This window comes from Luteibacter anthropi (assembly GCF_011759365.1).
GTDB classification, from domain to species: domain Bacteria; phylum Pseudomonadota; class Gammaproteobacteria; order Xanthomonadales; family Rhodanobacteraceae; genus Luteibacter; species Luteibacter anthropi.
The window spans coordinates 310,579-334,537 of record NZ_JAARLZ010000005.1 but is presented as its reverse complement, the minus strand read 5'-3'; the positions used below and the strand labels follow the sequence as shown (position 1 = coordinate 334,537).

The following is a 23,959-nucleotide window of genomic DNA, read 5'->3' as shown; positions in this document are numbered from 1 at the left end:
TGGCATTGTGCCGTTTAGGGCTAGCTGATTGCCGCAATTGATCAACGGTATCCGGGCGGGACACCTCTAATCGAACCCTACGCGTCCTGTACGCAGGGAAATCGAAGCGGGGGAGACTGCCGTGAAACGTTCAGTAGCCTTGTTCATGGGGCGCGTCGCGCAAGCGACGCGCCTTTTGTTTGTCGCATTCAGCCGCCTTGCCATGGTTCGTCTTGCGCTCGTGGCAGCCGTGGTTTTCCTCGCTGGCACTGCCGGCGCACAGCAGGCGGCCCCGCAGGCAGGCACTGTATCGAACGGTACCGTGACGCCTTCTGCCAGCAAGGAAAAGGCACCGGTTGCCAGGAAGGCAAAGAATAAAAAGGCGCAGGACGACGAGGACGATACGGCCACGACATCGTCTACGAAGGATGAAACGCCGGTGACCTCATCGGTGGCCGGTTCAGGCCCACTGAACACCTTCGGTGCAGGACGCCAGGCGCTTACGTCGTCGCCTGCAACGACCAACTTTGTCTCGGCACAGGGTATTTCGCCATCGATCATCGCCCCGGGCGATCCGCGTTATCCGCTGCCTGCGGAGCCTTTCCGAGCGGGCCTGATCCTCGGTTCCGGTGGCCTCATCGCACCGTCGAACACGTCGCTGGCGCCCACGATCACCACGTTGCTCAACCCCAGTTCGCAGTTCATCAACAGCGGCGCACTGAACCTCAACACGGTGAACATCACCGGTACGTTCCAGAGCCTGGGCATCGGCGCCGCGAACCTGGTGAACCTCACGCCCACATCGACAGCGATCAACGGCACGTTGCTCGGCCAGAACCAGCACCTGACGCTGCTCGGTGGCGTGACCTCCGACAGCTACATCACCAACATCAACCGCGGTACCGACAACTTCACCAACGGCGGTCTCGGCGGCATCCTGTTGCCGGGTGGTTCACCTGCATGGTCGGCCGACTGCGCCAGCCTGCTCGGCATTCCGCTCGCCCGCTGCTGGGCAGTCAATCCGGCGCAGGATAACCAGGTGATCGTCGGTGACCGGGCCACGGCCAACGGCTCGCAGGAAGTGGTGATCGGTCGCGGTGCGAGCCATACGCTGCCCGCCGAAGACGCCAATAACGTCTTCCCGGGCAATGGCCGTAACGATCCCACCAATCCTTCCGGCGTGCCGACCAACAACTTCGCCACGCGCAAGGGCAATTCCGTGGTGATCGGCGACAGTGCGGCGGGCACGGCAAACGCGCAGACCATCCTTGGCGCCAATGCGACATCCACCCAGGTCAACAGCGTCGTGCTGGGTAATGCCTCGCTGGGCGATCGTGCGGCACAGGCGGGGTATACCGCTTTCGGCCTTACCCCAGTGCAGAATTCCGTCGGTGCCGTCTCCGTGGGCAGCACAGGTAACGAGCGGCAGGTGTCGCATGTTGCGGCAGGCAGTGACAACTACGATGCGGTCAACGTATTGCAGCTCAAAGGTGCGCTCGCGGGCATCGGTGCACTCGATCTGCTGGCGGTGACCTACGATCCCGACGGCAGCGGCAACCCCACCAACTCGATTACGTTGAAGGGGACGGGCACCGGTTCGGTCGGCCTGCACAACCTGGCACCGGGTGTCCTGGGTGCGGCGAGCCTGGATGGCGTCAACGGCGCACAGCTCAACACCACCAATCAGGCGGTGGCTACGTATTTTGGTGGCACCACCACAGCCAACGCGGCCGGCGTGTTCACCGCGCCCACTTTCAATACACCACTGATCAGCACAAGCGGGGGCGTCACACCCGGCGTCGCCAATGACGTCACGACGGCCTTCAACAACGTCGGCGGTTCGCTGACCAGCCTGAATACGCAGATCGCCAACATTGCCGCGGGTTCGCTGCCTTATCTGAAAATCAATTCCACTGGCGCTCCCAGTACGGCCACCGGTACCGATGCGATCGCACTCGGTTCGGGCGCCAATGCAGCCAATAACAACAGCATTGCGCTGGGTGCGGGCTCCACGACCACGGTGGGTGCGCAGACGGGGTATACGGCCATCGGTCTTGCTACGCCGCAGAGCTCGTTGGGCGAAGTGGCTATCGGCACACGCAAGCTCACCGGTCTTGCCGCTGGTAGTGCACCCACGGATGCGGTGAACGTGGCGCAGCTGTCCGGCGTGAACAACGCCGTATCGTCGCTGGGCAAGCTTGCGGTGCTGTACGACGCGGACGGGTCGGGTAATGCGACCAACCACATCAGTCTCGTGGGCGCCGGCGCGGGAACGGTCGGACTGGGCAATCTGAGCGCCGGATCGCTCGCTGCAGGCAGCACCGATGCGGTAAATGGCGGTCAGCTCAATACGACCAACCAGGCGGTGGCCACGTATTTCGGTGGCACCACGGCGGCGAACAATGCAGGCGTATTCACCGCGCCCACATTCAACACGCCGGCGATCAGCACGACCGGGATCGTTACGCCGGGCACCGCGAACAACGTCACTACCGCGTTCAATACCGTAGGTGGTTCGCTCACGGCGTTGAATACCCAGATCGCCAACATCACGGCAGGCTCCCTGCCGTATCTCAAGATCAATTCCACTGGTGCACCCAGCACGGCTACCGGTACCGATGCCATCGCCCTCGGTTCGGGCGCCAATGCAGCCAACAACAACAGCATTGCGCTGGGCGCAGGCTCGACGACTACCGTTGGTGCGCAAACAGGCTATACGGCCATCGGCATAGCCACGCCGCAAAGCTCGCTGGGCGAAGTGGCCATCGGCACGCGCAAGCTCACGGGCCTTGCCGCCGGCAGTGCCCCGACGGATGCGGTAAACGTGGCGCAGCTGACCGGCGTGAACAATGCCGTCTCGTCGCTGGGCAGGCTTGCCGTGCTGTACGACGCGGACGGGCTGGGCAACGCAACCAACCACATCAGCCTCGTGGGCACCGGTGCCGGAACGGTTGGCCTGGGTAACCTGGGGCCCGGCGCGATCAACGCGACCAGCACCGATGCCGTGAACGGCACGCAGCTCAACACCACCAATCAGGCGGTTGCCACCTTCTTCGGTGGCACGACCGCGGCGAACGGTGCGGGCGTATTCACCGCACCGACGTTCGATGTTCCCGTAATCAGTAACGGTGGCGTGGTAACGCCCACCACGGCCAGCGACGTCACGACAGCCTTCAGCCGGGTCGGCGGCTCGCTGACCTCGCTCAATACGCAGATCACGAACATCAACGCAGGCAACCTGCCGTATCTCAAAATCAACTCGACAGGCGCCCCCAGTACGGCAGCGGGCGTGGACGGCATCGCACTGGGGTCCGGTGCATCCGCGGGCAACGCCAACAGCGTGGCGCTGGGCGCAGGTTCCGTTACCACGGTGGGCGCACAGACGGGCTATACCGCGATCGGCATCGCCACGCCGCAGAGTTCGCTGGGCGAGGTGGCCGTCGGTACGCGCAAGATCACCGGGCTCGCGGCAGGCAGTGCGGCGACCGACGCGGTGAACGTGGCCCAGCTCACCGGGGTGAACAACAGCGTCTCCGCCCTGGGCAAGCTGGCCGTGCGCTACGACGCGGACGGCCTGGGTAACGCGACCAACCACGTCAGTCTCTCGGGTACGGGCACGGGAAGCGTGGGTCTTGGCAACCTCGGTGCCGGCACGGTCACGGCAACCAGCCTCGACGCCGTGAACGGTACCCAACTGTTCGGTACCAATACGACGCTTGCGGGATACCTGGGTGCGGGTGCCGGTTTCAATGGCACGACCGGTACCTTCACGCCGCCGGCATTCTCCATCGGCGCCATCGACCTCGCGGGCAATGTCACGCGCAACACTTACGGCACGGTGGGACAAGCACTGTCCCAGCTCGACTCGTCGCTGGGCAACGTGAACATCCGCCTCAATGCACTCGACACGGGCGGTGCCCAGTATGTGGCCGTGAACTCCTCGGCGGTTTTGCCGACGGCAACGGGCGCGGAAGGGATCGCCATTGGGGGCGCCGCCACGGCGGGTGCCGCCGGGGGTGTTGCCATAGGCAACGGGGCCTCAGCGGCCAACGCCAACAGCGTGGCACTGGGTGCGGGTTCGGTGACCACCGTAGGTGCCCAGACCGGGTACACGGCGTTCGGCCTCACCGCGCCGCAGACCTCGCTCGGCGAGGTGAATGTGGGTACCCGCAAGATCACCGGTGTGGCGGCGGGCAGTGCGGCAAGCGATGCAGTAAACGTCGCTCAGCTCTCTGCCGTGAGTGGCGACGTGGGCTCGCTCGGTCGCCTGGCGGTGCGTTATGACGACGACGGTGCGGGCAACCCCACCAACAACATCACGCTGACGGGCGCAGGCACGGGCACGGTGGGTATCCACAATGTCGGACCGGGCGTGCTGTCGACCACCAGCCATGATGCAGTCAATGGCACCCAGCTCAACGCGACGAACCAGGCCGTGGTGACGTATCTCGGTGGCGGCACGACGGTGGATGCGGGTGGCAATTTCACCGGCCCGACCTACAACGTACCGGTGATTGGCACGGACGGCACCAACACGCCAGGTAACGCAGGCTCGGTCGGCGGTGCGCTGACGACCATCGGCGACTCGCTGGGCAACGTCAACACGCGCATCTCATCGCTCTACACCGGTGGCCTGAAATACGTGCAGGTGAACTCCACGGCCGCCGCCGCATCGGCGACGGGCGCGGAAAGCATCGCCATCGGTGGCGGGGCGACGGCGGCGAACGCGAACAGCATTGCGCTTGGCAATGGTTCGGCGACGACCGTTGGTGCTCAGGTGGGGTACACGGCCTACGGCATCACGGCACCGCAGACGTCGAACGGTGAGCTGAACCTCGGCAACCGCAAGATCACCGGCGTAGCCGCCGGCACGCTGGATAGCGATGCAGCCAATATCCAGCAGTTGCGTGCAGTGAGCACCGATGTCGGTTCGCTCGGTCGCCTGGCGGTGCGTTACGACGACGACGGTGCGGGCAACCCCACCAACAACATCACGCTGACGGGCGCAGGCACGGGCACGGTAGGTATCCACAATGTCGGACCGGGCGTGCTGTCGACCACCAGCCATGATGCAGTCAATGGCACCCAGCTCAATGCGACGAACCAGGCCGTGGTGACGTATCTCGGTGGCGGCACCACGGTGGATGCGGGTGGCAATTTCACCGGCCCGACCTACAACGTACCGGTGATTGGCACGGACGGCACCAACACGCCAGGTAACGCAGGCTCGGTCGGCGGTGCGCTGACGACCATCGGCGACTCGCTGGGCAACGTCAACACGCGCATCTCATCGCTCTACACCGGTGGCCTGAAATACGTGCAGGTGAACTCCACGGCCGCCGCCGCAACAGCGACCGGTGCGGAAAGCATCGCCATCGGTGGTGGGGCGACGGCGGCGAACGCGAACAGCATTGCTCTTGGCGGCAACTCCGCCACCACGGTGGGTGCGCGCACCAACTACGCCGCCTATGCGCTCACGACGCCGCAGAGCTCCACGGGTGAAGTGAACGTCGGCGGTCGGCAGCTCACGGGCCTCGCGGCTGGATTGTCGGATAGCGACGCCGTGAATGTCTCCCAGCTGCGTGCCGTCAACGACGGCGTGGCCCAGGCAACGGCGGGGGCAGTCAATTACGACCGCGACAGCGGCGGCAACAAGCTCAACCACGTCACCCTGGCGGGTGGCGTAGCGGGCACGGTGGGCATCGGCAACCTGGCCGATGGTGCGGTGGCGGCGGGCAGCCACGACGCGATCAGCGGCGGCCAGTTGTTCACCAGCAATGCCGCCCTCGTCGGGTTCCTCGGTGCAGGGGCGGCGTTTGATCCGCTTACCTCGACATTCACCGCGCCGACGTTCGCCCTGCGTCCCGTGGATGCGAATGGCAACGTCTCCAATGCGAGCTTCGGCAATGCAGGCGCCGCCTTCAATTCGATCGACGGCTCCGTCAATGCATTGAACGCACGGGTGAACAGCCTGGCGTCGGGCATCAACACGCCCTACGTCGCCGTGACCTCCACCCAGGCACCCGCCCAGGCCAGCGGTACAGAAAGCGTGGCCATCGGTGGCGGGACCGTCGCATCCGGCGCGAATACGGCGGCCTACGGCTCCCAGGCACAGGCAACGGCTGCGGGGGCGACGGCCCTTGGCGTCGGTTCGCAGGCAACGGTGGCCGGCGGCGTGGCCCTTGGATCAGGCTCCGTAGCCAGCCGCACGGGCAGTGGTACGGAAGCCTTCAGTGGCGTCGCCGTGCCAGCGCAGGGCGTTGTCTCGGTGGGCACGGCGGGTGCCGAACGGCAGATCGCCAACGTGGCCGGTGGCACGGACGACACCGATGCGGTGAACGTGCGTCAGTTGCGGGCGGTAGCCAACCTGGCGGGCAGCATCGGCGCGTCGTCCGTGCAGTACGACGACGCCACGCACGGTAGCGTGACGCTGAATCCGGGCGGTGCCGCCGTGCATATCGGCAACGTGGCGGCCGGCAGCATCGCGCAGGCCAGCGCGGACGCCATCACGGGTGGACAGCTGTGGCAATGGACGCAGAACACCGGCAATGCCTTCAGCAACATTGCCCTCTACAACAGCATCCTCGCCTTGCAGCAGGGCGGTAACGGTGGCGGCACGAATGGCGCACTCAGCGTCAACAACAGCAACAACCTGCCCAACGCGGCGTCTGCCGGTGGCAACAGCGTCGCTGCCGGTGCCGGTTCCAGTTCGTCCGGTGCCAACAGCACGGCCGTGGGCAACGGCGCACAGGCTACGGCACAGAACTCCGTGGCCGTGGGTGCGGGCTCGGTGGCCGATCGCGCCAACAGCGTTTCGGTGGGCAGCAAGGGCGCCGAGCGGCAGGTGACCAACGTGGCGGCGGGCACCGCCGATACCGATGCGGCAAACGTGAGCCAGGTAAATGCCGTACGCGCCAGTGGCGTCCACTACGATACGCGCGCGGATGGAAGCGTCGATTACGGCAACGTCAGCCTGGGTTCGGCGGGTACGCCGGCCGTGGTCCACAACGTGGGTGCCGGCACGGCCGCCACGGACGCGGCCAACGTCGGGCAGCTGAACCAGGTGGCCGACTGGTCGCGCAGCTACACCGACCAGAAGGTCAACGCCATGAACCGCACCATCCAGAACGCCAACAACCGGGCCAGCGCGGGTGTCGCCTCGGCGATGGCGATGGCCGGATTGCCACAGGCGACCACGCCAGGGCGTAACATGGCGGCCATAGCGGGCGGTACGTTCCGTGGCGAATCGAGCATCGCGGTGGGTGTGTCCACGGTGACCGACGGCGGCGGCTGGGTCTACAAGCTCAGCGGCACGGCCAATTCGCGGGGCGATGCCGGTTTCAGTGTGGGCGCAGGCATGGAGTGGTAACGATGGAGCAAGGGGCGACATTACCCGAACCGGTCAACTTCGGGTTGCCTTCATCGGGGCGTAGCGGTATTGGTATGGCCGGTCACATGTTCCCAGTCATGCCGAAACATCTCGATATACGGCTCATCGCTCCCTCCGGTTACGCGGAAGACCGCGCCGCCTGCCAACGTGGCATCGAACGCCTGCAGGCGGCCGGGCACACCATCCTCGGCGACGGCGTGGTCGATCGCGTCGCGCTGCGTTTCGCCGGCAGCGACGCGGAGCGTCTTGCCGACATCAACGCGCTTGCCGACCCCGATATCGCCTTGCCCGACGTGGCGATGGCGATCTGCGGTGGTTACGGCGCCATTTCCCTGCTCGAAGGTATCAATTACACCGGGCTGGCGGCACGTTTCCGCGAGTCGTCCTGCGTGTTCGTCGGCCATGGCGATTTCACCGTGATCCAGTGCGCGCTTTACGCGAAAGCGGGCATCGGCTCGCTGCACGGCCCGATGCTGGTGCAGGATTTCGGTCCCGCTTACCTGCGTGAAAGCACCTGGCGCCACTTCTGGCAGACCCTCCAGGAGCCCCGCACCGAGGTGGGCTGGATCTGCCCGGAGCCACAGCCCGACCTGTTGGTGGAAGGCACGCTGTGGGGCGGCAACCTGTCGGCGCTTTGCAGTCTCATCGGCACGCCGTACATGCCGGCCTTCGATGGCGGCATCCTCTACATCGAGGAAACCGGCGAGCAGGTCTACCGCATCGAGCGGATGCTCTACGAGCTGAAGCTCAGCGGTGTACTCGATCGCCAGCGCGCGGTGCTGCTGGGTGGCCTCGGTGGCCAGCGGGTAAGCGAGTACGATAACGGTTACGACCTCGATCACGCCCTGGAACGCTTCCGCCGCATCTGCGACGTACCCATGCTGCGCGGTCTGGTGTTCGGCCACGGTCCGGACAAGTGGACGCTGCCGTTCGGCGCCAGGGGATTGCTGAGGGTGAATGGTGGCACCGCCACGCTCACCGCCTTCGATTACCTGTATGCAGGGCGGACAGGCAACGAGGCGCCACGCCCCCGATACTGAAGGGCGCAAGTATTCAATTTGCAACAATCGGCGCCAGTTCCTTTTTCATCAAATACTTGCGATTTGCCGTCAGGTTCAAGCCCGGACCATTTTTGCCGATAACCGGCAAGGTTTCTCTCGGGAGTGAAGGGTGATGACGGTCAGGTGGCGAATCATTTTGACCATGGCAGGGGCTCTGGTGGCGGCAATCGTCATCGGGGCTACCGGCCTGGTGGCATTGGGGCGGACACAGTCCAGCCTCGAGTCGATGTACAGGGACACGCTGATGCCGATCGTCCATGTGACGAACGTGCGCACGGCGCTGACGGACCAGAGGGCGGCGTTCAACCGGGCGCTCGTGGTGGCGACACCCGAGGCAGTGGCCGAGGCGCGTCAGCGGATCGATGCCATCGGCGTGCAGCGTGAGAAGGCCTGGGGCGCCTACTACCCGGCACTGGTGACCAGCGACGAGGAGCGGGGCCTCGCCAAGGCCTTCATCGCTGCCGAGCAGGTGGCCGACCAGCGCCTGAAAGAAGGCCTGGACAAGGCCGCGGGCGACCGGGCGACCGCCGTGGCCTTCCTGATCAAGCAGATGGCACCGGCGCTGGACGCGGCGACCAATGGCATCGGGCAGATCGTGGCGGTGAATGAGAGGCAGGCCGACGAGGCCTTCGTCGCCTCGTCGCAGCGCGAGCACCAGATCGTAATGCTGACGATCGGCGTGCTGGTGGTATCCGGCGTGCTGGTGGCGCTGGCGGGGTTCCTGTTGATCCGCGCCGTGATGGTGCCGCTGCTGCGTGCACGCGATCTTGCCGGGCGCATCAGCCAGGGTGAACTCAACCATCACCTGCATGTCGACGGGAGCGACGAACTGAGCGACATGCTTCGTTCGCTGTCGGCCATGGACGTGAAACTGACCGAGATCGTGGGGCGCGTGCGCGACAATGCACGCCAGGTCACCTATGCGGCGCGCGATATTTCCGCCGGTTCCGACGATCTGTCCAGCCGCACGCAGGAGCAGGCGTCCTCGCTGGAAGAAACCGCGGCATCGATGGAGGAGATGACCGCCACCGTGCGTGAAAACTCCGAAGGCGCCGGGGTGGCGCGCGACCTCACGGTAACGCTGTTGCGCGATGCCACGACCGGTCGCAGCGTCGCGGTCGATGCGGTGAGCGCGATGGCGCAGATCACCGAGGCCAGCCGCAGTGTCGGCGAGATCGCCGTGCTGATCGACGAGATCGCGTTCCAGACCAACCTGCTTGCACTGAACGCCGCCGTGGAAGCGGCGCGTGCCGGTGAACAGGGCAGGGGTTTCGCCGTGGTGGCCGGCGAGGTGCGCGTGCTGGCCCAGCGCAGCGCGACGGCGGCACGCGACATCAAGAAACTCATCGGCGATGCCGCCGAGCGTGTCGATACGGGCTCCGTGCTCGTGCGTCGCACGGGGGAGGCGTTGTCGCTGATCGGCACGGGGGCCGACAAGGTATCCGGCATCGTCGGCAATATCGCGGCGGCTTCGTTGCAGCAGTCGGCGGGCATCGAACAGGTCAACAGTGCGGTCACCGCGCTCGATGAAGTCACCCAGCAGAACGCGGCCCTCGTGGAAGAAACCAGCGCCGCCAGCCGGCAGATGCTGGAACTGGCGGAAGAGCTGATGCGTCAGGTAGCGTTCTTCCATATCGATGGCGAGGAAGATCAGGCAACGGCGCCCGCGTCGACCCGGCGCGTATCGATGCCTTCGGTAACCCGTCCGCTGCCGAAGGCGGACCAGGACACGGTGATCTGGCAGGAATTCTGACCAGCCCCGGGGCAGGGATGCCCCGTTCATCTGCCAGCCAGCTACGAAGCGCCGTTCCCGGTAGCCTTTCCGCGACGTACTTCCTCGCGGCCCCCACCATGACCGACCCCCTGCATACACCGCACGATCGTGCGGCGCTTCCGCTCGCCCCTTCGCTGGACCAGGCGCTCGTCGATGCCCACATGCCGACGCGCCTGCCGCTGCTTGACGCACGCATCCTGCGCATCGGATTGCTTGCCGTCGTGCTCGGCATGGGCGTGGCGTGCGTGGCACGCCTGTTGACGATGCTGATCGGACTGGTGACCAACCTTGCGTTCTTCGGACGCCTCGACACCACGTTCGTCAGTCCGGCAGGGCACCACCTTGGCGCGTGGGTCATCGTGCTGCCGGCCGCGGGCGGCCTGGTCGTGGGTGCGATGGCGCGCTGGGGATCGCGGGCCATCCGCGGTCACGGCATCCCGGAAGCGATGGAGCAGGTACTCACCAACGAAAGCCGCATTCCTGCGCGTATGACCTGGCTGAAGCCGGTCTCGTCGGCGATTGCCATCGGCACGGGCGGTCCGTTCGGCGCGGAAGGGCCGATCATCGCCACGGGTGGCGCACTCGGCTCGCTGCTTGGCCAGCACCTGCCGGTAAGCGCCGACGAGCGGAAAACCCTGCTGGCGGCGGGCGCGGCGGCCGGCATGGCGGCAGTGTTCAGCGCGCCGGTCTCGGCCGTGCTGCTGAGTATCGAACTGCTGTTGTTCGAACGCCGCGCACGCTCGTTGTTGCCGGTGACGCTCGCCGCTGCGGCGGGTACGGGGGTGCGATTCGCGCTGGAGGGCCCGGGGCCGGTGTTTTCGATGCCTGCGCTGTCGGCCGTGGCGCCGATGGCCCTTATTGCCTATGCCTTGCTCGGCGTGGTGATGGGCGTGGCCGGTGTCGCCATCACCCGGCTGACCTATGGCATCGAGGATGCCTTCGAAAAGCTGCCGATCCACTGGATGTGGTGGCCGGCGCTGGGCGGCCTGGTGGTCGGTGCCGTGGGCTACGTGGCCCCGGCGACGCTCGGGGTGGGCTACGAGAACATCGTGGCCGTGGTGTCGGGGCACCTGGGCCTGGCAGCCATGGCATGGCTGGCGCTGGCGAAACTGGTGTCGTGGTCGGTCGCCCTGGGCAGTGGCACGTCGGGTGGCACGCTGGCGCCCTTGTTCACCATTGGCGGCGCGGCGGGTGGCGTGGCGGGCGTGCTGCTGGCGCAGCTTCCGTGGCTGCATGTGGACCCCCGCATGGCTGCGCTCATCGGCATGGCTGCGCTGTTCGCCGGAGCGACCCGCGCCCTGATGACCTCGGCCGTGTTCGTGTTCGAGACCACATTGCAGCCGCACGCACTGCTGCCATTGCTGGCGGCCTGCGCGACGGCCTACATCGTCTCGGGCTTGATGATGCGCCACACGATCATGACCGAGAAGATCGCCCGGCGCGGGGTACACGTGCCGACGGATTTCGTGGCCGACCACCGCCCTGATCACCCCCTGTAGGAGCGCGCCTTGCGCGCGACCGGTAAGACCGGTGCGCTGTAATGGTAGCCGCGGCACTGACGAGTACCTGCCTTGCCAGGGGCGCATGTTTTCGTGCGAGGCGTTCGCCCTGGACGGTCGCGCGCGAGGCGCGCTCCTACAGGGTGTGGGTTACTCAATGAAAAACCCGGCGCCTTGCGGCGCCGGGTTTTCGTTTCACAGCCGGGGCGGATTACTTGCCGGCGGTGGAGGCGGCAGCCGGCGCGGTGGTGTCGGCTGCCTTCTTGTGACCCTTCTTGTGGGTCGACTTCATCGTGCCGTTCTCGCTGCCGGCGGCGCTGGAGGCATCCGAGGTGTCGGCAGCCTTCTTGGTATGGGCCTTGTGATGGGCCGGCTTGGCGGCGGTGGAAGCGGCGGCCGGAGCAGCGCTCTGGTCCTGGGCAGCGGCGGAGCTGTCCTGTGCGAACGCGGCGCCGCTGAGGACAGTGCAACCAGCCAGCATGGCGAGGATCAGTTTCGTGTTACGCATGAAGAGATCTCCTTGGAAGCGATGGGGGTGTGCTACGGAACGTGCTGCTTCAAACGATGTACGTATTGCCTGTCACCCCGGCCCGGTGGCCGGGTGAGTGCTTACTTCGTGGCGGCCTTGGCCGGCTTGGTGGCCTTCTTGTGGTGCGTCTTCTTGTGACCGGCCTTGGCCTGCTGGTGAGCGGCGGCGTGATGGCCAGTGGCGGCCGGAGCCGGAGCGGCATCCTGCGCGAACGCAGCGCCGCTGAGGACGGTGCAACCCACCAGCATCGCGATGATCAGTTTCGTGTTGCGCATGACGACGATCTCCTTGGAACGAATGGCGCCATGAAAAGAATCACGATGCACGGCGCGTGGGCATCGCTTTACCGGTCAGACCGGATGTGTACGTTCGGTGCAGAAGCTAGCGCGTTTTATCTGAACAATGTCGTGGTCTATGCGACATTTCGTAGATTCCGTTCAGCAAGTAATTAGTCTGCGTTAAGTGACGGTACGGCGTGTGCGGCTTTGCCGGAAACACAGGCTGATGGGGCAATTTCTTGCGATTGCTCAGAATTCCAGCTCCTGGGCCGCGCACAGGTAGTCGACCATCGGCGCGAGGCGCTTGAAGTGGTCCACCACGAAGGGCAGCAGTTCCGCCGAACAGGCCATGGCTTCGTCGAATTCCTGGCCGGCGGCGTAGTTCTTCCGTTTCAGGTCTTCGATGAGTTCATGGTTGGGATCGAAGCCGCGGGGCGGCCGGGTAAGGCTCTCGCCCCAGAAGCTGTAACGCTCGCGGAAGGCCTTGGCCTGCGTCGCACGTTTCCACGAGTCGGGGTTGTCGGCCAGGAATTCGCGCAGCTTCTTCAGCACCGGCGGCTCCGGATGCCACATGCCGGCACCGACGAAGCATTCATCGGGCTGGATATGCAGGTAGAAGCCCGGGGCCGGGATCTCGTGCCGGCGTTCGTGGAAGAAGCGCGAGCCCTGCCAGCCCTTGTAGGGCTGCTTGTCACCCGCGAAACGGGTATCGCGGTGGATGCGGTAGAGCGAGCCGCCGACCTTGCGCGGATCAGCGCGGTAGTGCTCGCTGATCTTTGCCAGCGGGGCCTGGATATCGGTGATGAACTGGGTGAACGGCTCGCGCACGTGACGCTCGTAGTCGTCCTTGTGGGCGTGGAACCATTCGCGGTTGTTGTTGCGCACCAGCGACTTGAAGAAGCGGAAGGTGGCAGGGGAGAAATAGCTCTTGTGCGGCATGGATGGCTCGTTCAGCGCAGGTGGATCGCCCAGGCGTCCAATTCGTCGAGCAGGGCGTGCGGGGCGTCGGGCATGGCTCGCATGGCGGCCAGCTCCGCGGTGTATTCGTCGAAGGTGAGTGTTGTGAGCGGGCCACGGCGGGTGAGCCGGTCGAGGCGGAAGGCCTCCCAGCGGGCCTGTTCGTCTGCGTCGAGTGTTTCCGGCCAGTTCCTGGCCCGGTAGCGGAAGAGCAGCTCCGGATAGCGGGGGTCGCGGAACGGGAAACTGCGCGTGCCGAGCTGCCCGGGCGGGGTGGCCCGCACGTCGGCCAGCAGGGCGCGGTCCGCATTCGGCAGGAATGCCCCATAGAGGCCCAGCTCAGGGTCCTCGGCCGGCGGCAGGTCTGCTGCCCGTGCATAGACGCGGCGCAGCTTCTCGGCCAGCCCTTCCGCGGTGCGAAGCGTGACCAGATGGCGCTCCACGGCGTCCATGTCCAGGCCCAGGCGTTCCATGTTGGCACCCTTGAGCACGGACAGGGGGGCCAGTGCCGGGGCATGGTTGGCGCGAACGGTACGCAGGGCGATACGCTCGACCCCTTCGGGCAGGTCGGCCCGGGAGGTGAAGACGCGATCGGCGATGTCGCCGTCGTCCAGGGCCAGCAGGTCGGCCGGGTCGGCCGTGAGGTCGTAGACGATGACCTCGCCCTGTCGCGACGGGTGCGCGGCCAGCGGGGCGATCACCGTGAGGCAGTGCCGGCTGGCGGGATAACGGGAGGAGACATGCACCACCGGTGTCATGGCGGCCACGTCGAGCAGCTCGAAAACACGCTGCTTGCGGCGCAGGGCGAAATACCACTCCCACAGGCGCGGCTGGCGCTCCTTCAGCAGGCGGGCGAGGGCGATCAGGGCTTCCACGTCGGACAGGGCATCATGCGCGCGGTCCTGCTTCAGGCCGTTGGCGCTGGCCAGGTGCTCCAGCTTGAAGCTGGGTGTACCGTCGTCACGCGAGGGCCATACGATGCCCTCGGGGCGCAGTGCCTGGCACATGCGCACGAGGTCGATGAGGTCCCAGCGCGAGTTGCCGTTTTCCCATTCACGGCCGTAGGGGTCGTAGAAGTTGCGATAAAGCAGGTGGCGGGTGACTTCGTCGTCGAAACGCAGCGAGTTGTAGCCCACGGTGCAGGTGCCCGGGCGCGCGATCTCGTCGTGGATCGCCGCTGCGAACGCGGCCTCGCACAGGCCCTCGCGCTCGGCCAGCTGCGGGGCTATGCCGGTGATGAGGCTTGCGACGGGCTGGGGCAGGGAGTCTCGCGGCGGCTTGCAGTAGATCATCAGCGGCTCGCCGATGATCTCCAGGTTGGCGTCGGTGCGGATGCCGGCGAACTGGGCCGGTCGGTCGCGGCGCGGGTCGGCGCCGAAGGTTTCGTAGTCGTGCCAGTAGAAGGTCGGTTCGGCCATGACGACGATGATCGCATGTCACGACCTGATTTCGACGGCCCTTGCCGCTAGACTTCACCGCACTCAAAGGAGCCCCCATGTCGCAAGCGCACGAAGACAACCTCATCTGGATCGATCTGGAAATGACCGGTCTGGACACGGACAACGATTCGATCCTCGAGATCGCCACCATCGTGACCGACAAGGATCTGAACGTGCTTGCCGAAGGGCCGGTGTTCGCCATTTCCAACACGGATGCCCGCCTTCAGCAGATGGATGCCTGGAACCGCAACCAGCACATGCGCTCGGGCTTGTGGAAGCAGGTGGTGGAGTCGCATACCCATGCAGACCAGGCCGAGGAAGCCACCATCGCATTCCTGAAGAAGTGGGTGCCCGCCGGCAAGTCGCCGATGTGCGGCAACTCGATCTGCCAGGACCGCCGCTTCCTGCACCGCGAAATGCCGAAGCTTGAGCGCTACTTCCACTACCGCAACCTCGATGTTTCCACGCTGAAAGAGCTGTCACGCCGCTGGTCTCCGGACATCGCCAAGGGCTTCCAGAAGGACTCCGCCCATACGGCGCTGTCGGATATCCGCGACTCCATCGACGAGCTGCGTTACTACCGTCGTTTCATGGGCGCCATCGGCGGCCAGCAGCCGGGCTGATCCCATGAACTTCGACCCCTTCGCCGCCACCCTCGACTGCAACGGCCGCGCCCTGGTGCTCGACCGGCCACGGGTCGCAGGCATCGTCAACGTCACCCCGGACTCGTTCTCCGACGGCGGCCGGCACGACACCCTCGAAGCGGCCTATGCGCATGCGATGCGCCTGGCAGAAGAGGGGGCCGACATGCTCGACATCGGCGGCGAGTCCACCCGGCCGGGTGCGGACGACGTTTCCGCGGAAGAAGAAATCCGCCGCGTGGTGCCGCTGATCGAACGCCTTGCGGCCGCCACGACGCTGCCGATCTCGATCGACACATCCAAGCCCGAGGTAATGCGTGCGGCGGTGGGCGCGGGGGCAGGCATGATCAACGACGTGTTCGCGCTGCGCCGCGAAGGCGCGCTGGATGCCGCGGCCGAACTACGGGTGCCCGTGTGCCTCATGCATATGCAGGGCGAGCCGCGCGGCATGCAGGATGCCCCCTCCTACGACGACGTGGTGGGCGAGGTGCATCGCTTCCTCACCGATCGCCTGTTTGCCTGCGAGCTGGCCGGCATCGACCGCCGCCGCGTGCTGGTGGACCCCGGTTTCGGGTTCGGCAAGGATCTGGACCACAACCTGACCCTGCTGCGGGCGATGGGGCGGTTCGCCGAGCTGGGCGCTGGCGCCTATGCAGGGCTGTCGCGAAAGTCGATGATCGGCAGCCTCACCGGTCGCACCGAACCGGCCGACCGCGCGGCGGGCTCCGTCGCCGCGGCCCTCATCGCCGTGCAGCGGGGCGCCATCATGGTCCGCGTCCACGATGTGGCACCCACGGTAGACGCCCTGGCCGTATGGGCCGCAGTGAAGGCCGGCGACACGGCGCCCAGGATCGACAAGCCCACGATGCCGCGCTGGCCGGACGACGACTGAGTCCACATGACGGCGTATGATCCGTCGTCCCAGCAAGGAGTTAGAGCCATGAGCGAACGTAAATACTTCGGCACGGATGGCATCCGGGGCCGAGTGGGCAGCTATCCGATCAGCGCCGATTTCATCCTCAGGCTTGGCCGCGCCGCTGGCGCTGTCCTGGCGCGCCGCCGCGCAGCGGATCGTCGCCCGGCAGGTGTGGCCGGCCCCGATCGCCGCGACCACAGCCGCAAGGTCCTTGTCGTCATCGGCAAGGACACCCGCGTCTCCGGTTACATGTTCGAATCCGCCCTGGAGGCCGGACTGGTCGCCTCCGGCGCCGACGTCCGTCTGCTCGGTCCCATGCCCACCCCCGGCGTGGCCTACCTCACGCGCTCGTTGCGCGCCGATGCCGGCATCGTCATCAGTGCTTCGCACAACCCGCATCAGGACAACGGCATCAAGTTTTTCTCCGGCCAGGGCGAAAAACTCGATGACGAACTTGAGGCCGAGATCGAGGCGGAACTGGAGGCCGATTTTGCGACGGTGCCTTCGGAAACACTGGGCAAGGCCAGTCGCGTCGACGATGCCGTGACCAAGTACGCCGAGTTCTGCAAGTCCACCGTTAACGACGATTTCTCCCTGCGCGGCATGAAGCTCGTGCTTGATTGCGCGCATGGCGCGACCTACCAGGTTGCCCCCAAGGTTTTCCGTGAACTGGGTGCGGAGGTCTCCACCATTGGTGCCGAGCCCGATGGCCTGAACATCAATCGCGACGTCGGCTCGACAGCGCCGGATGCGCTGGCGCGCGCCGTAGTGGAGCGGGGCGCGGATCTCGGCATTGCCTTCGATGGCGATGGCGACCGCGTGCGCATCGTTGACCAGGATGGCAGCGTCACCGATGGCGACGACATGCTCTACGTCATTGCGCGCCACTGGAAGAAAAAGGCCGCGTTGCCGGGCCCCGTGGTGGGCACGCTGATGAGCAACTACGGCCTGCAGCGCGCGCTCAAGCAGATGGATATCCCGTTCGTCCGCGCCAACGTGGGCGACCGTTACGTGCTCCAGCAGCTCAAGGAGCATGGTGGTGCGCTCGGCGGCGAAACATCCGGCCACGTGCTGTGCCTGGACCGCTTCACCACCGGCGATGGCATCGTGGCCGCACTGGCGCTGCTCGAAGCCCTCGTGGACGACGGTGAAACCTTCGCGCAGGCACGCGCGGGTCTGGTCAAATTGCCGCAGACGATGATCAACGTCCGGGTGGAGGGCGCCAAGGCGGCGCTCGGCACCGACACCGTGAAACAGGCGCTGGCCGAGGTAGAGAACGTGTTGGAAGGCCGCGGCCGCGTGGTACTGCGCGCCTCGGGCACCGAGCCGCTGGTGCGCGTCACGATCGAGGCGGCCGACGCCGCGGAAGTGGAACGGCTGGCGGCGCAGCTCGCCAACGCCGTAAAATCGGCGGCCCAGGCCGCTGCCTGAGCCAACGCAGAGATCCCATGAAGAAGGTACCCACCCTCGACATCCGTCGCTACGACACCGATCGCGACGCCTTCGTCGCCGAACTCGGCGCCGCCTATCGTGAATTCGGCTTCTGCTGCATCAGCGGCCACGGTATCCCGAAGGAAGCCATCGACGGTGCGTACGACGCCTTCAAGCGCTTCTTCGCGCTGCCCGACGAGACCAAGCGCAAGTACCACATCCCCGGCGGCGGCGGTGCGCGCGGCTACACCCCCTTCAAGGTGGAAACCGCGAAGGATTCCAAATTCGCCGATCTCAAGGAGTTCTGGCACATCGGTCGCGAGATTCCGCGCGACTCGAAGTTCGCCGACGTGATGCCGCCCAACGTGTGGCCGGTGGAAGTGCCCGACCTGAAGGACAAGGGCTACGGCATCTACGAGGCGCTGGACCAGCTCGGCGCGCGCGTGCTGCGCGCCCTGGCCCTGCACATCGACCTGCCGGAGAACTTCTTCGACGACAAGGTGAACGTGGGCAACTCCATCCTGCGTCCGATCCACTATCCGCCCATCACGCAGACCGACGTGCCCAACGTGCGTGCCGGTGCGCATGAGGACATCAACTTCATCACGTTGCTGGTCGGTGCCAGCACGGCGGGCCTGGAAGTGCTCACCCGCGAGGGCGACTGGCTGCCGATCACCAGCGAAGGCGATGCCATCGTGGTGAACATCGGCGACATGCTGCAGCGCCTCACCAACCACGTCTACCCGTCCACCACCCACCGGGTCACGAATCCGAAGGGCGATGCCGCTCGCCAGCCGCGCTACTCGGTGCCGTTCTTCCTGCATCCGAACCCGGATGTGGTGCTCGACGTACTGCCTTCCTGCATCACGCCGGACAATCCGAAGCGCTATGAGACGCCGATCACGGCGCACGAGTATCTTCAGGAACGTCTGCGCGAGATCAAGCTGATCTGACCGCGGCTTAGCGGGTTTTTCACCGGGAGGGTCGGAACATCCACCCTCCCGGTTCCGTTTTCCGGAGATACCGATGCCTTCACGCCCGCGCCCCAGCAAGCGCGCCAAGCGCTCTGCACCTCGTTCCAAGGCCCAGCGCGCGCGCCGCCTGCGCACGGTGCGCGCCCGCGGCCGCGCCTGATACGGCCCCCTGTAGGAGCGCGCCTGCGCGCGACCGCTGCGGAGCTATGCATTCACGGCTCCGCAGCGGTCGCGCGCAGGCGCGCTCCTACACAAGACCTAGGGGGCGATCACATCCCCCACATCCGCTCGCTCTGCGCGATGCAGCCACGGATGCACGAACACCGCCCCCAGGATCACCGCCACGCCCAGATAGAACGTCCAGGCCAGCTCCCGCTGCTCACCCAGCAACGGAATGGCAAAGACGATGGCGTAGACCGGCTCAAGATTGGTGATCATCTGAGTGGCAAAGGCCGACATGTGCCGAAGCGCGGCCAGCAACGTCGCGAACGGCAGCAGGGTGCAGCCAAAGGCCAGCAATAGCAGCAGCCAGGTGTCGTGCAGGTCGGGCAGCACGAAGGCCGGATGCGCGAAAAAGGGCGCAAGCATGGTGAGGAACAGCGTGCCGGTGCCCAGTTCAAGGCAGGTGGCGGTGAAGATGTCGGCACGGTCGGCCAGCCGCTTGTTGATGGCGGCGAAGATGGCCACCAGCAACGCAGACAGCACGCCCACCGCCAGTCCCAGCCGCATGCTGCCCGGCATGCCTCCGGCGACCAGGGCCACGCCGGGAATCACGGCCACGCCGATCAGCAGTTCACGCGGATCGAACCGCCGCCGGGCGATCCAGGGTTCTACCAGGGCGAGAAAGACCGGTGCCGTCGCGAGACAGGTTGCGGCAACCGAGGCGTTAGCCATTTTCACGGCGCCGTAGAAGGTCAGCCAGTGCAGTGCCACCGTGACACCAGCCCCGGCGTAGGCCAGGCGAAGACGCCCGGACATGGCCCGCAGGCCGCGCCATACGCGAGGCAGGCAAAGCAGGGCCACCGACACCAGGCCCATGCGCCACCACACCAGGGGCAACGCAGGCAGGGTGATCAGCTTGCCGAGGATGGCGGTAAAACCCCAGAGAATCACGCAGAGGTGGACCTGGAGATGGGCTTTGCGGGTCGGGGTCATGAACCATATCGATGCAGGAGCGCGCCCTGCGCGCGGCTCTCCGGGCATCATACGGGTTCGGTGTGTCGGGAAACTGCCTCGATCTTTCGCTCTGGACCGGTCGCGCGCAAGGCGCGCTCCTACAAGGCAACGCGGACACCATCGCGGCGAGCGCTTGTGTAGGAGCGCGCCTTGCGCGCGACCGATCCGAAGGCCGTACCGCTATTTCTTCTTCGCCCCCGGAGGCGGCGCCTTCGGCGGACTGTTCTTGAGGTCATCCAGCAACGGCCGGCACTGCGCCGCATTGGCCTTGCCGCTCTCCGGTACCGCCAGCGGCGCCAGCGCGGCCACGGGCGCGGCGAACACCGCCAGTGCCACCGCACCGCCACCACGCAGGATCAGCGGCCCCGGATGCACGCCCGGCGACGGGTCCTTGAAGGTGCCATGCACATACAGCGGCGAGCGCAGCGAGAACAGCCGGAAACCCTTGGTATGCGGCACGATGTCCAGGTCGAGCTTCTCGGTCCGGAAATCGATGGTGCCGTTGACGTTGATAAGCGCCTTCTCCGTATCGAAGGCAAACAGCCGCGACTCCATCACGCCGTTGGTGGACACCAGATCGGCCGCCATGCAGTTGATCTTCACCACGTCGTCGCCAAACATCTTGTTGACCACGTAATTGCCGACGTTGAGGCCGGCGATCTCCAGCAGCGACGAGCTGATGGCACCGTCGTTGATAAGCAGCTTCACTTCGCCGTTCGAGCTGCCCAGCAGCGCGGCGGGCGAGTTGCCGGTAGCCGTCAGCGACGCATCGCCGTTCATTTCGCCGAACGCCGTCTGCATCGGGGCGAAGGTGGGAAACAGCTCCTTGAGCTTCAGATGCCGAGCGCCAAGATTGAGCCGGCCCTTCATCGGTTCGGTGGAACCATCGAGGCGGATATTGCTGCCCACGGTGCCGCCCGCCACACCAAACTTGAGCGGATCGAGCGTCAGCACCGCATCCTTCATCACCAGATGGGTATCGAGGTTCTGGATCGGCAGGCGCTCGCCATGGATGATCTTCGCGCCCGTGAAGTGCACATCTGCATCCATGGCATTCCAGCGGTCCGTCTTGAACGGTTCAACGGGGAGCACCTTGTCCGCAGGCTGCTTCACTGCATCGCCCCGCTCGGCTTTTTCCTTGTCCGAACCCCCGCCGATCAGCGGCGCCAGGTCGCTGAACAGCAACTGGTTGGACTTCAGCGTGCCCGTGAGGCTGGGGCGTGGCCCGCTGGTGGCGAAGGTAAGCGTACCGCCCAGGTCGCTACCGCCGACCTTGCCGGAGAAGTTCTCATACGTGAAGGTGCTGGCGCCCTTCTTCAGGCTGGCCTTCAGGTGGCCTTCCGTCGCGAATGGTGGCGTATCGGGCAGCGTCACACCGGTGAGGTCGTACAGGTGCGACATGCTGGTGCCGGAAAACCACAGGCGGATATCCAGCGCACCCAGGTTCATCGGGTCGGTGAGCGTGCCGACGAAGGCAATATGCGTATCGCCGAAGCGCGCATCGGCCTGCACCGGGAACGGGCGGTTGCCATCGCGCAGGGCCAGCACGCCGCCGGTACGAGCCTTGGCCGACACGGTGGATTTCTTGTAGGTGCCTTTCGCATCCCACGCGAAGTAATAGGTCTGCTGCTGTTTCGTGGTGTCCTGGCGGTCCTTTTCGTCCGCATCACCCTTGGCCATGGTCTTCGCGCTGGCACCGGTGGTCTTGCTTGCCTGCGCGCGCGAGTCCTTCTCCTGCTGCGCCATGATCTCGTCGAAGGGGATGCCGCGACCCAGTGGCGTCACGTCCACGCCCATGTCGATCTGGTTCTGCGCATCGGCGTAATCGATATGCCCCTTGTCGAAGGCAATCGCGTCGATCTGCAGGTTCCATTCCGAGGGGCCGCTGCTTTCCGGCAGCTTGAAAGTCCAGGTGTTTTCGCCTGTCTTCTGCCGTTGCAGATAGACGTTGGGTTGCCCCAGGCGAATCTCGGGCACCACGATGTCGTGGCTTATGAGGGGGAAGGGTGCAAGGCGGAACTGGATGGAATCCAGCGTGGCGAACTGCTTGCTTTTCGCCCAGTCGGGGTTTGCGACGGTGATGTCGCGCGCCAGGAAGTGCGGCCAGGGGATCAGCCCCACCAGGCCACCTTCGCCGGGCTCACGAGACCAGTGTGCGGAGAGGTCACCGTTGATGGCGAACGGACGCCCGATAGCCTGGGATACCTTGTCGTTGATAAAGGGCTTCAGCCGGTTCCAGTCGAAAAAGGCGATGAACAGCACGATCGCCACGATCAGCAGGACGATGACTCCCAGTATCCACGCCAGTATTTTCCTGCCACGCCGCATGCCATCCTCCTCACCAGTCTCACGAGGGCATGGATAACGCCCCGGGTGGCAAGGTTATGTGTTTGCGCTGCCCAGCGGTTAAGCGACGTCAAACCCCCGTGTAGGAGCGCGCCTGCGCGCGACCGGTGGAATCGAAACGATGAAGCGTTTCGCGACAACCGGTCGCGCGCAGGCGCGCTCCTACAGGAGCTGGGGTCAGGCTTGCCAGTAGCCCGTGGTTTTTACCCAGTCCTTGTCGATGCCACGTTGCTCGACGAGCAGTGAACGTAGCTGGCGAGCGCGCTTCGACTCCGTGGCTACCCACCAGAAGGTATCGCCCTGGGGGATAGGGAGTGTCGCGAGCGCTTCATCAAGTGAGGGCGACTCCCCGCGCACAAACCATCGCACTTCACGCGCGAGTGCCTGCTTCTCTTCGGCAGAGGCAATTTCGGCCAGCACGGTGACCTGCGCGCCCTCCGGCATTTCTTCCAGCCACCGGCCGATGGCTGGCAGGGCCGTCTCGTCGCCAACCAGCACATAGTGATCGAAGTCGGCCGGCACGATCATCGACCCGCGTGGCCCGCCCACGCCCACCTTGTCGCCGACCTTTGCCTTCTCCGCCCAGGTCGAGGCGGGGCCGTCACCGTGGATCACGAAGTCGAGATCCAGTTCGAGGGATTCCGCACGGAACTGGCGAGGCGTGTAGTCGCGGGCCGGGGAGGGCTCCTTGCCCTGCGGGTAAAGCGGGCCGTCCGGCGTCATCGTCGGCAGGTTGAACTCACCGGCCGAGGTGGGCAGGAAGATCTTTACATGGTCGTCCGGCGAGGCGCTGGGAAAGCCCGCCAGCTCCGGGCCATGGACCGTGATCCGCACCATGTGCGGGGTGATGCGGACGACGCGGGTGACCTCCAGAATGCGCATCTTCACGTCATGACGAACGCGCTGGATCAGGTGCTTTTCGCTCATCCCTGGCGCTCCGCAATGGCCTTGGCGGCGCTGGCGACGATCGCGGCCACGCGGCGGATCTCGGCCTCGTCCCACGACTTGTGATGGTTGAGCAGCTGGTGCTTCAGGGTATGCATGGCCTCGCGGACACCCTCGGGCACACCCATGCGGCGCATATGGCGCGACATGACCTGCAGGCGTTCGGTCAGGGCATCGAGGGCGTCGCGGTTCTCTTCGAGGAAGGCACGACCCTCGTCGGTGATGGCATAGAGCTTCTTGCCACCGGTCTCGGCCTCGACGCGGGCATAGCCCAGCTCTTCGAGCATGGTCAGGGTGGGGTAGATGGCGCCGGGGCTGGGGCTGTACTGGCCTTCGAACACTTCCTCGATGGTGCGGATCAGCTCGTAGCCGTGGCGCGGCTGCTCCTCGATGAGGGCAAGCAGCAGCAGGCGCAGGTCGCCGTTACCGAACATGCGGCCGCCGAAACGGCCACCACCGCGGCCCCCGCGACGACCGTCGCCCTCGTCAAAGCCGAAATGGTGGCCGCCACCACCGAAGCGACCGCCACGGCCGATGGCCGAGACATGCTCGTGGAAACGGTCGTGGCAGCGCTCCTGGAAGTGGCGCCTGGCGTGATGGAAGAAGTGCATGGGTGCTCTCCGA

The 23,959-nt window shown here is 65.7% G+C and carries 16 protein-coding genes; 8 read left to right on the top strand and 8 right to left on the bottom strand.

All coding sequences use genetic code 11. The features are described from left to right. Window positions 1-121 precede the first annotated feature (121 nt). The 4 genes from HBF25_RS11405 to HBF25_RS11390 all read left to right on the top strand — a co-directional run bounded on the left by HBF25_RS11405 (window position 122) and on the right by HBF25_RS11390 (window position 11,703). Window positions 122-7,348: a YadA-like family protein gene (locus HBF25_RS11405; protein WP_166948457.1), complete on the top strand. Its 7,227-nt coding sequence runs from the start codon at window positions 122-124 to the stop codon at window positions 7,346-7,348. A gap of 98 nt (window positions 7,349-7,446) precedes the next feature. Further along, complete coding sequence (locus tag HBF25_RS11400) at window positions 7,447-8,409, top strand: LD-carboxypeptidase (protein WP_166948455.1); 963 nt, start codon at window positions 7,447-7,449, stop codon at window positions 8,407-8,409. Window positions 8,410-8,542: 133 nt separating this feature from the next. Beyond that, complete coding sequence (locus tag HBF25_RS11395; protein WP_279588198.1) at window positions 8,543-10,183, top strand: methyl-accepting chemotaxis protein; 1,641 nt, start codon at window positions 8,543-8,545, stop codon at window positions 10,181-10,183. A gap of 98 nt (window positions 10,184-10,281) precedes the next feature. Continuing rightward, complete coding sequence (locus HBF25_RS11390) at window positions 10,282-11,703, top strand: chloride channel protein (protein WP_166948610.1); 1,422 nt, start codon at window positions 10,282-10,284, stop codon at window positions 11,701-11,703. A gap of 211 nt (window positions 11,704-11,914) precedes the next feature. Here the strand turns inward: HBF25_RS11390 and HBF25_RS11385 are convergent, their stop codons facing one another. From HBF25_RS11385 to sbcB, 4 genes are all read right to left on the bottom strand, one after another. After that, window positions 11,915-12,211 (bottom strand): hypothetical protein, encoded by a 297-nt coding sequence (locus HBF25_RS11385; protein ID WP_166948451.1) that lies wholly within the window; start codon window positions 12,209-12,211, stop codon window positions 11,915-11,917. Window positions 12,212-12,312: 101 nt separating this feature from the next. Beyond that, a complete protein-coding gene (locus HBF25_RS11380) occupies window positions 12,313-12,507 on the bottom strand; it encodes a hypothetical protein (protein ID WP_166948449.1) in 195 nt (64 codons plus the stop codon). A gap of 252 nt (window positions 12,508-12,759) precedes the next feature. After that, window positions 12,760-13,449, bottom strand: coding sequence for a DUF2461 domain-containing protein (locus tag HBF25_RS11375; RefSeq protein WP_166948447.1), 690 nt, complete (start codon window positions 13,447-13,449; stop codon window positions 12,760-12,762). Between the two features lie 11 nt (window positions 13,450-13,460). Next, window positions 13,461-14,885, bottom strand: coding sequence for an exodeoxyribonuclease I (gene sbcB, locus HBF25_RS11370; protein ID WP_166948445.1), 1,425 nt, complete (start codon window positions 14,883-14,885; stop codon window positions 13,461-13,463). Between the two features lie 77 nt (window positions 14,886-14,962). On the opposite strand from sbcB, the gene orn reads away from it, so the two are divergent. The 4 genes from orn to HBF25_RS11350 are packed head-to-tail and all read left to right on the top strand — an operon-like array spanning window position 14,963 to window position 18,847. Further along, complete coding sequence (orn, locus tag HBF25_RS11365; RefSeq protein ID WP_166948443.1) at window positions 14,963-15,529, top strand: oligoribonuclease; 567 nt, start codon at window positions 14,963-14,965, stop codon at window positions 15,527-15,529. Between the two features lie 4 nt (window positions 15,530-15,533). After that, window positions 15,534-16,439 carry a dihydropteroate synthase gene (folP, locus tag HBF25_RS11360; RefSeq protein ID WP_166948441.1) on the top strand — a complete coding sequence of 302 codons (906 nt, stop codon included), beginning with the start codon at window positions 15,534-15,536 and terminating at the stop codon, window positions 16,437-16,439. Between the two features lie 48 nt (window positions 16,440-16,487). Then, on the top strand, window positions 16,488-17,894 hold the full coding sequence (gene glmM / locus HBF25_RS11355; protein WP_166948439.1) for a phosphoglucosamine mutase: 1,407 nt from the start codon (window positions 16,488-16,490) through the stop codon (window positions 17,892-17,894). A 17-nt stretch (window positions 17,895-17,911) separates the two neighbouring features. Further along, complete coding sequence (locus HBF25_RS11350) at window positions 17,912-18,847, top strand: isopenicillin N synthase family dioxygenase (RefSeq protein WP_166948437.1); 936 nt, start codon at window positions 17,912-17,914, stop codon at window positions 18,845-18,847. A 279-nt stretch (window positions 18,848-19,126) separates the two neighbouring features. Here HBF25_RS11350 and HBF25_RS11345 read toward each other — a convergent pair whose 3' ends face one another. From HBF25_RS11345 to HBF25_RS11330, 4 genes are all read right to left on the bottom strand, one after another. Continuing rightward, a complete protein-coding gene (locus tag HBF25_RS11345) occupies window positions 19,127-20,023 on the bottom strand; it encodes a DMT family transporter (RefSeq protein WP_166948435.1) in 897 nt (298 codons plus the stop codon). A 201-nt stretch (window positions 20,024-20,224) separates the two neighbouring features. After that, window positions 20,225-22,372: an AsmA family protein gene (locus HBF25_RS11340; RefSeq protein WP_166948433.1), complete on the bottom strand. Its 2,148-nt coding sequence runs from the start codon at window positions 22,370-22,372 to the stop codon at window positions 20,225-20,227. Between the two features lie 195 nt (window positions 22,373-22,567). Continuing rightward, window positions 22,568-23,317 (bottom strand): siderophore-interacting protein, encoded by a 750-nt coding sequence (locus HBF25_RS11335; RefSeq protein WP_166948431.1) that lies wholly within the window; start codon window positions 23,315-23,317, stop codon window positions 22,568-22,570. Next, the gene (locus tag HBF25_RS11330; RefSeq protein WP_166948429.1) at window positions 23,314-23,946 is read right to left on the bottom strand and encodes a PadR family transcriptional regulator; all 633 of its coding nucleotides are present in this window, start codon (window positions 23,944-23,946) and stop codon (window positions 23,314-23,316) included. Before HBF25_RS11330 ends, HBF25_RS11335 begins: the two co-directional genes overlap by 4 nt. Between the last annotated feature and the right edge of the window lie 13 nt (window positions 23,947-23,959).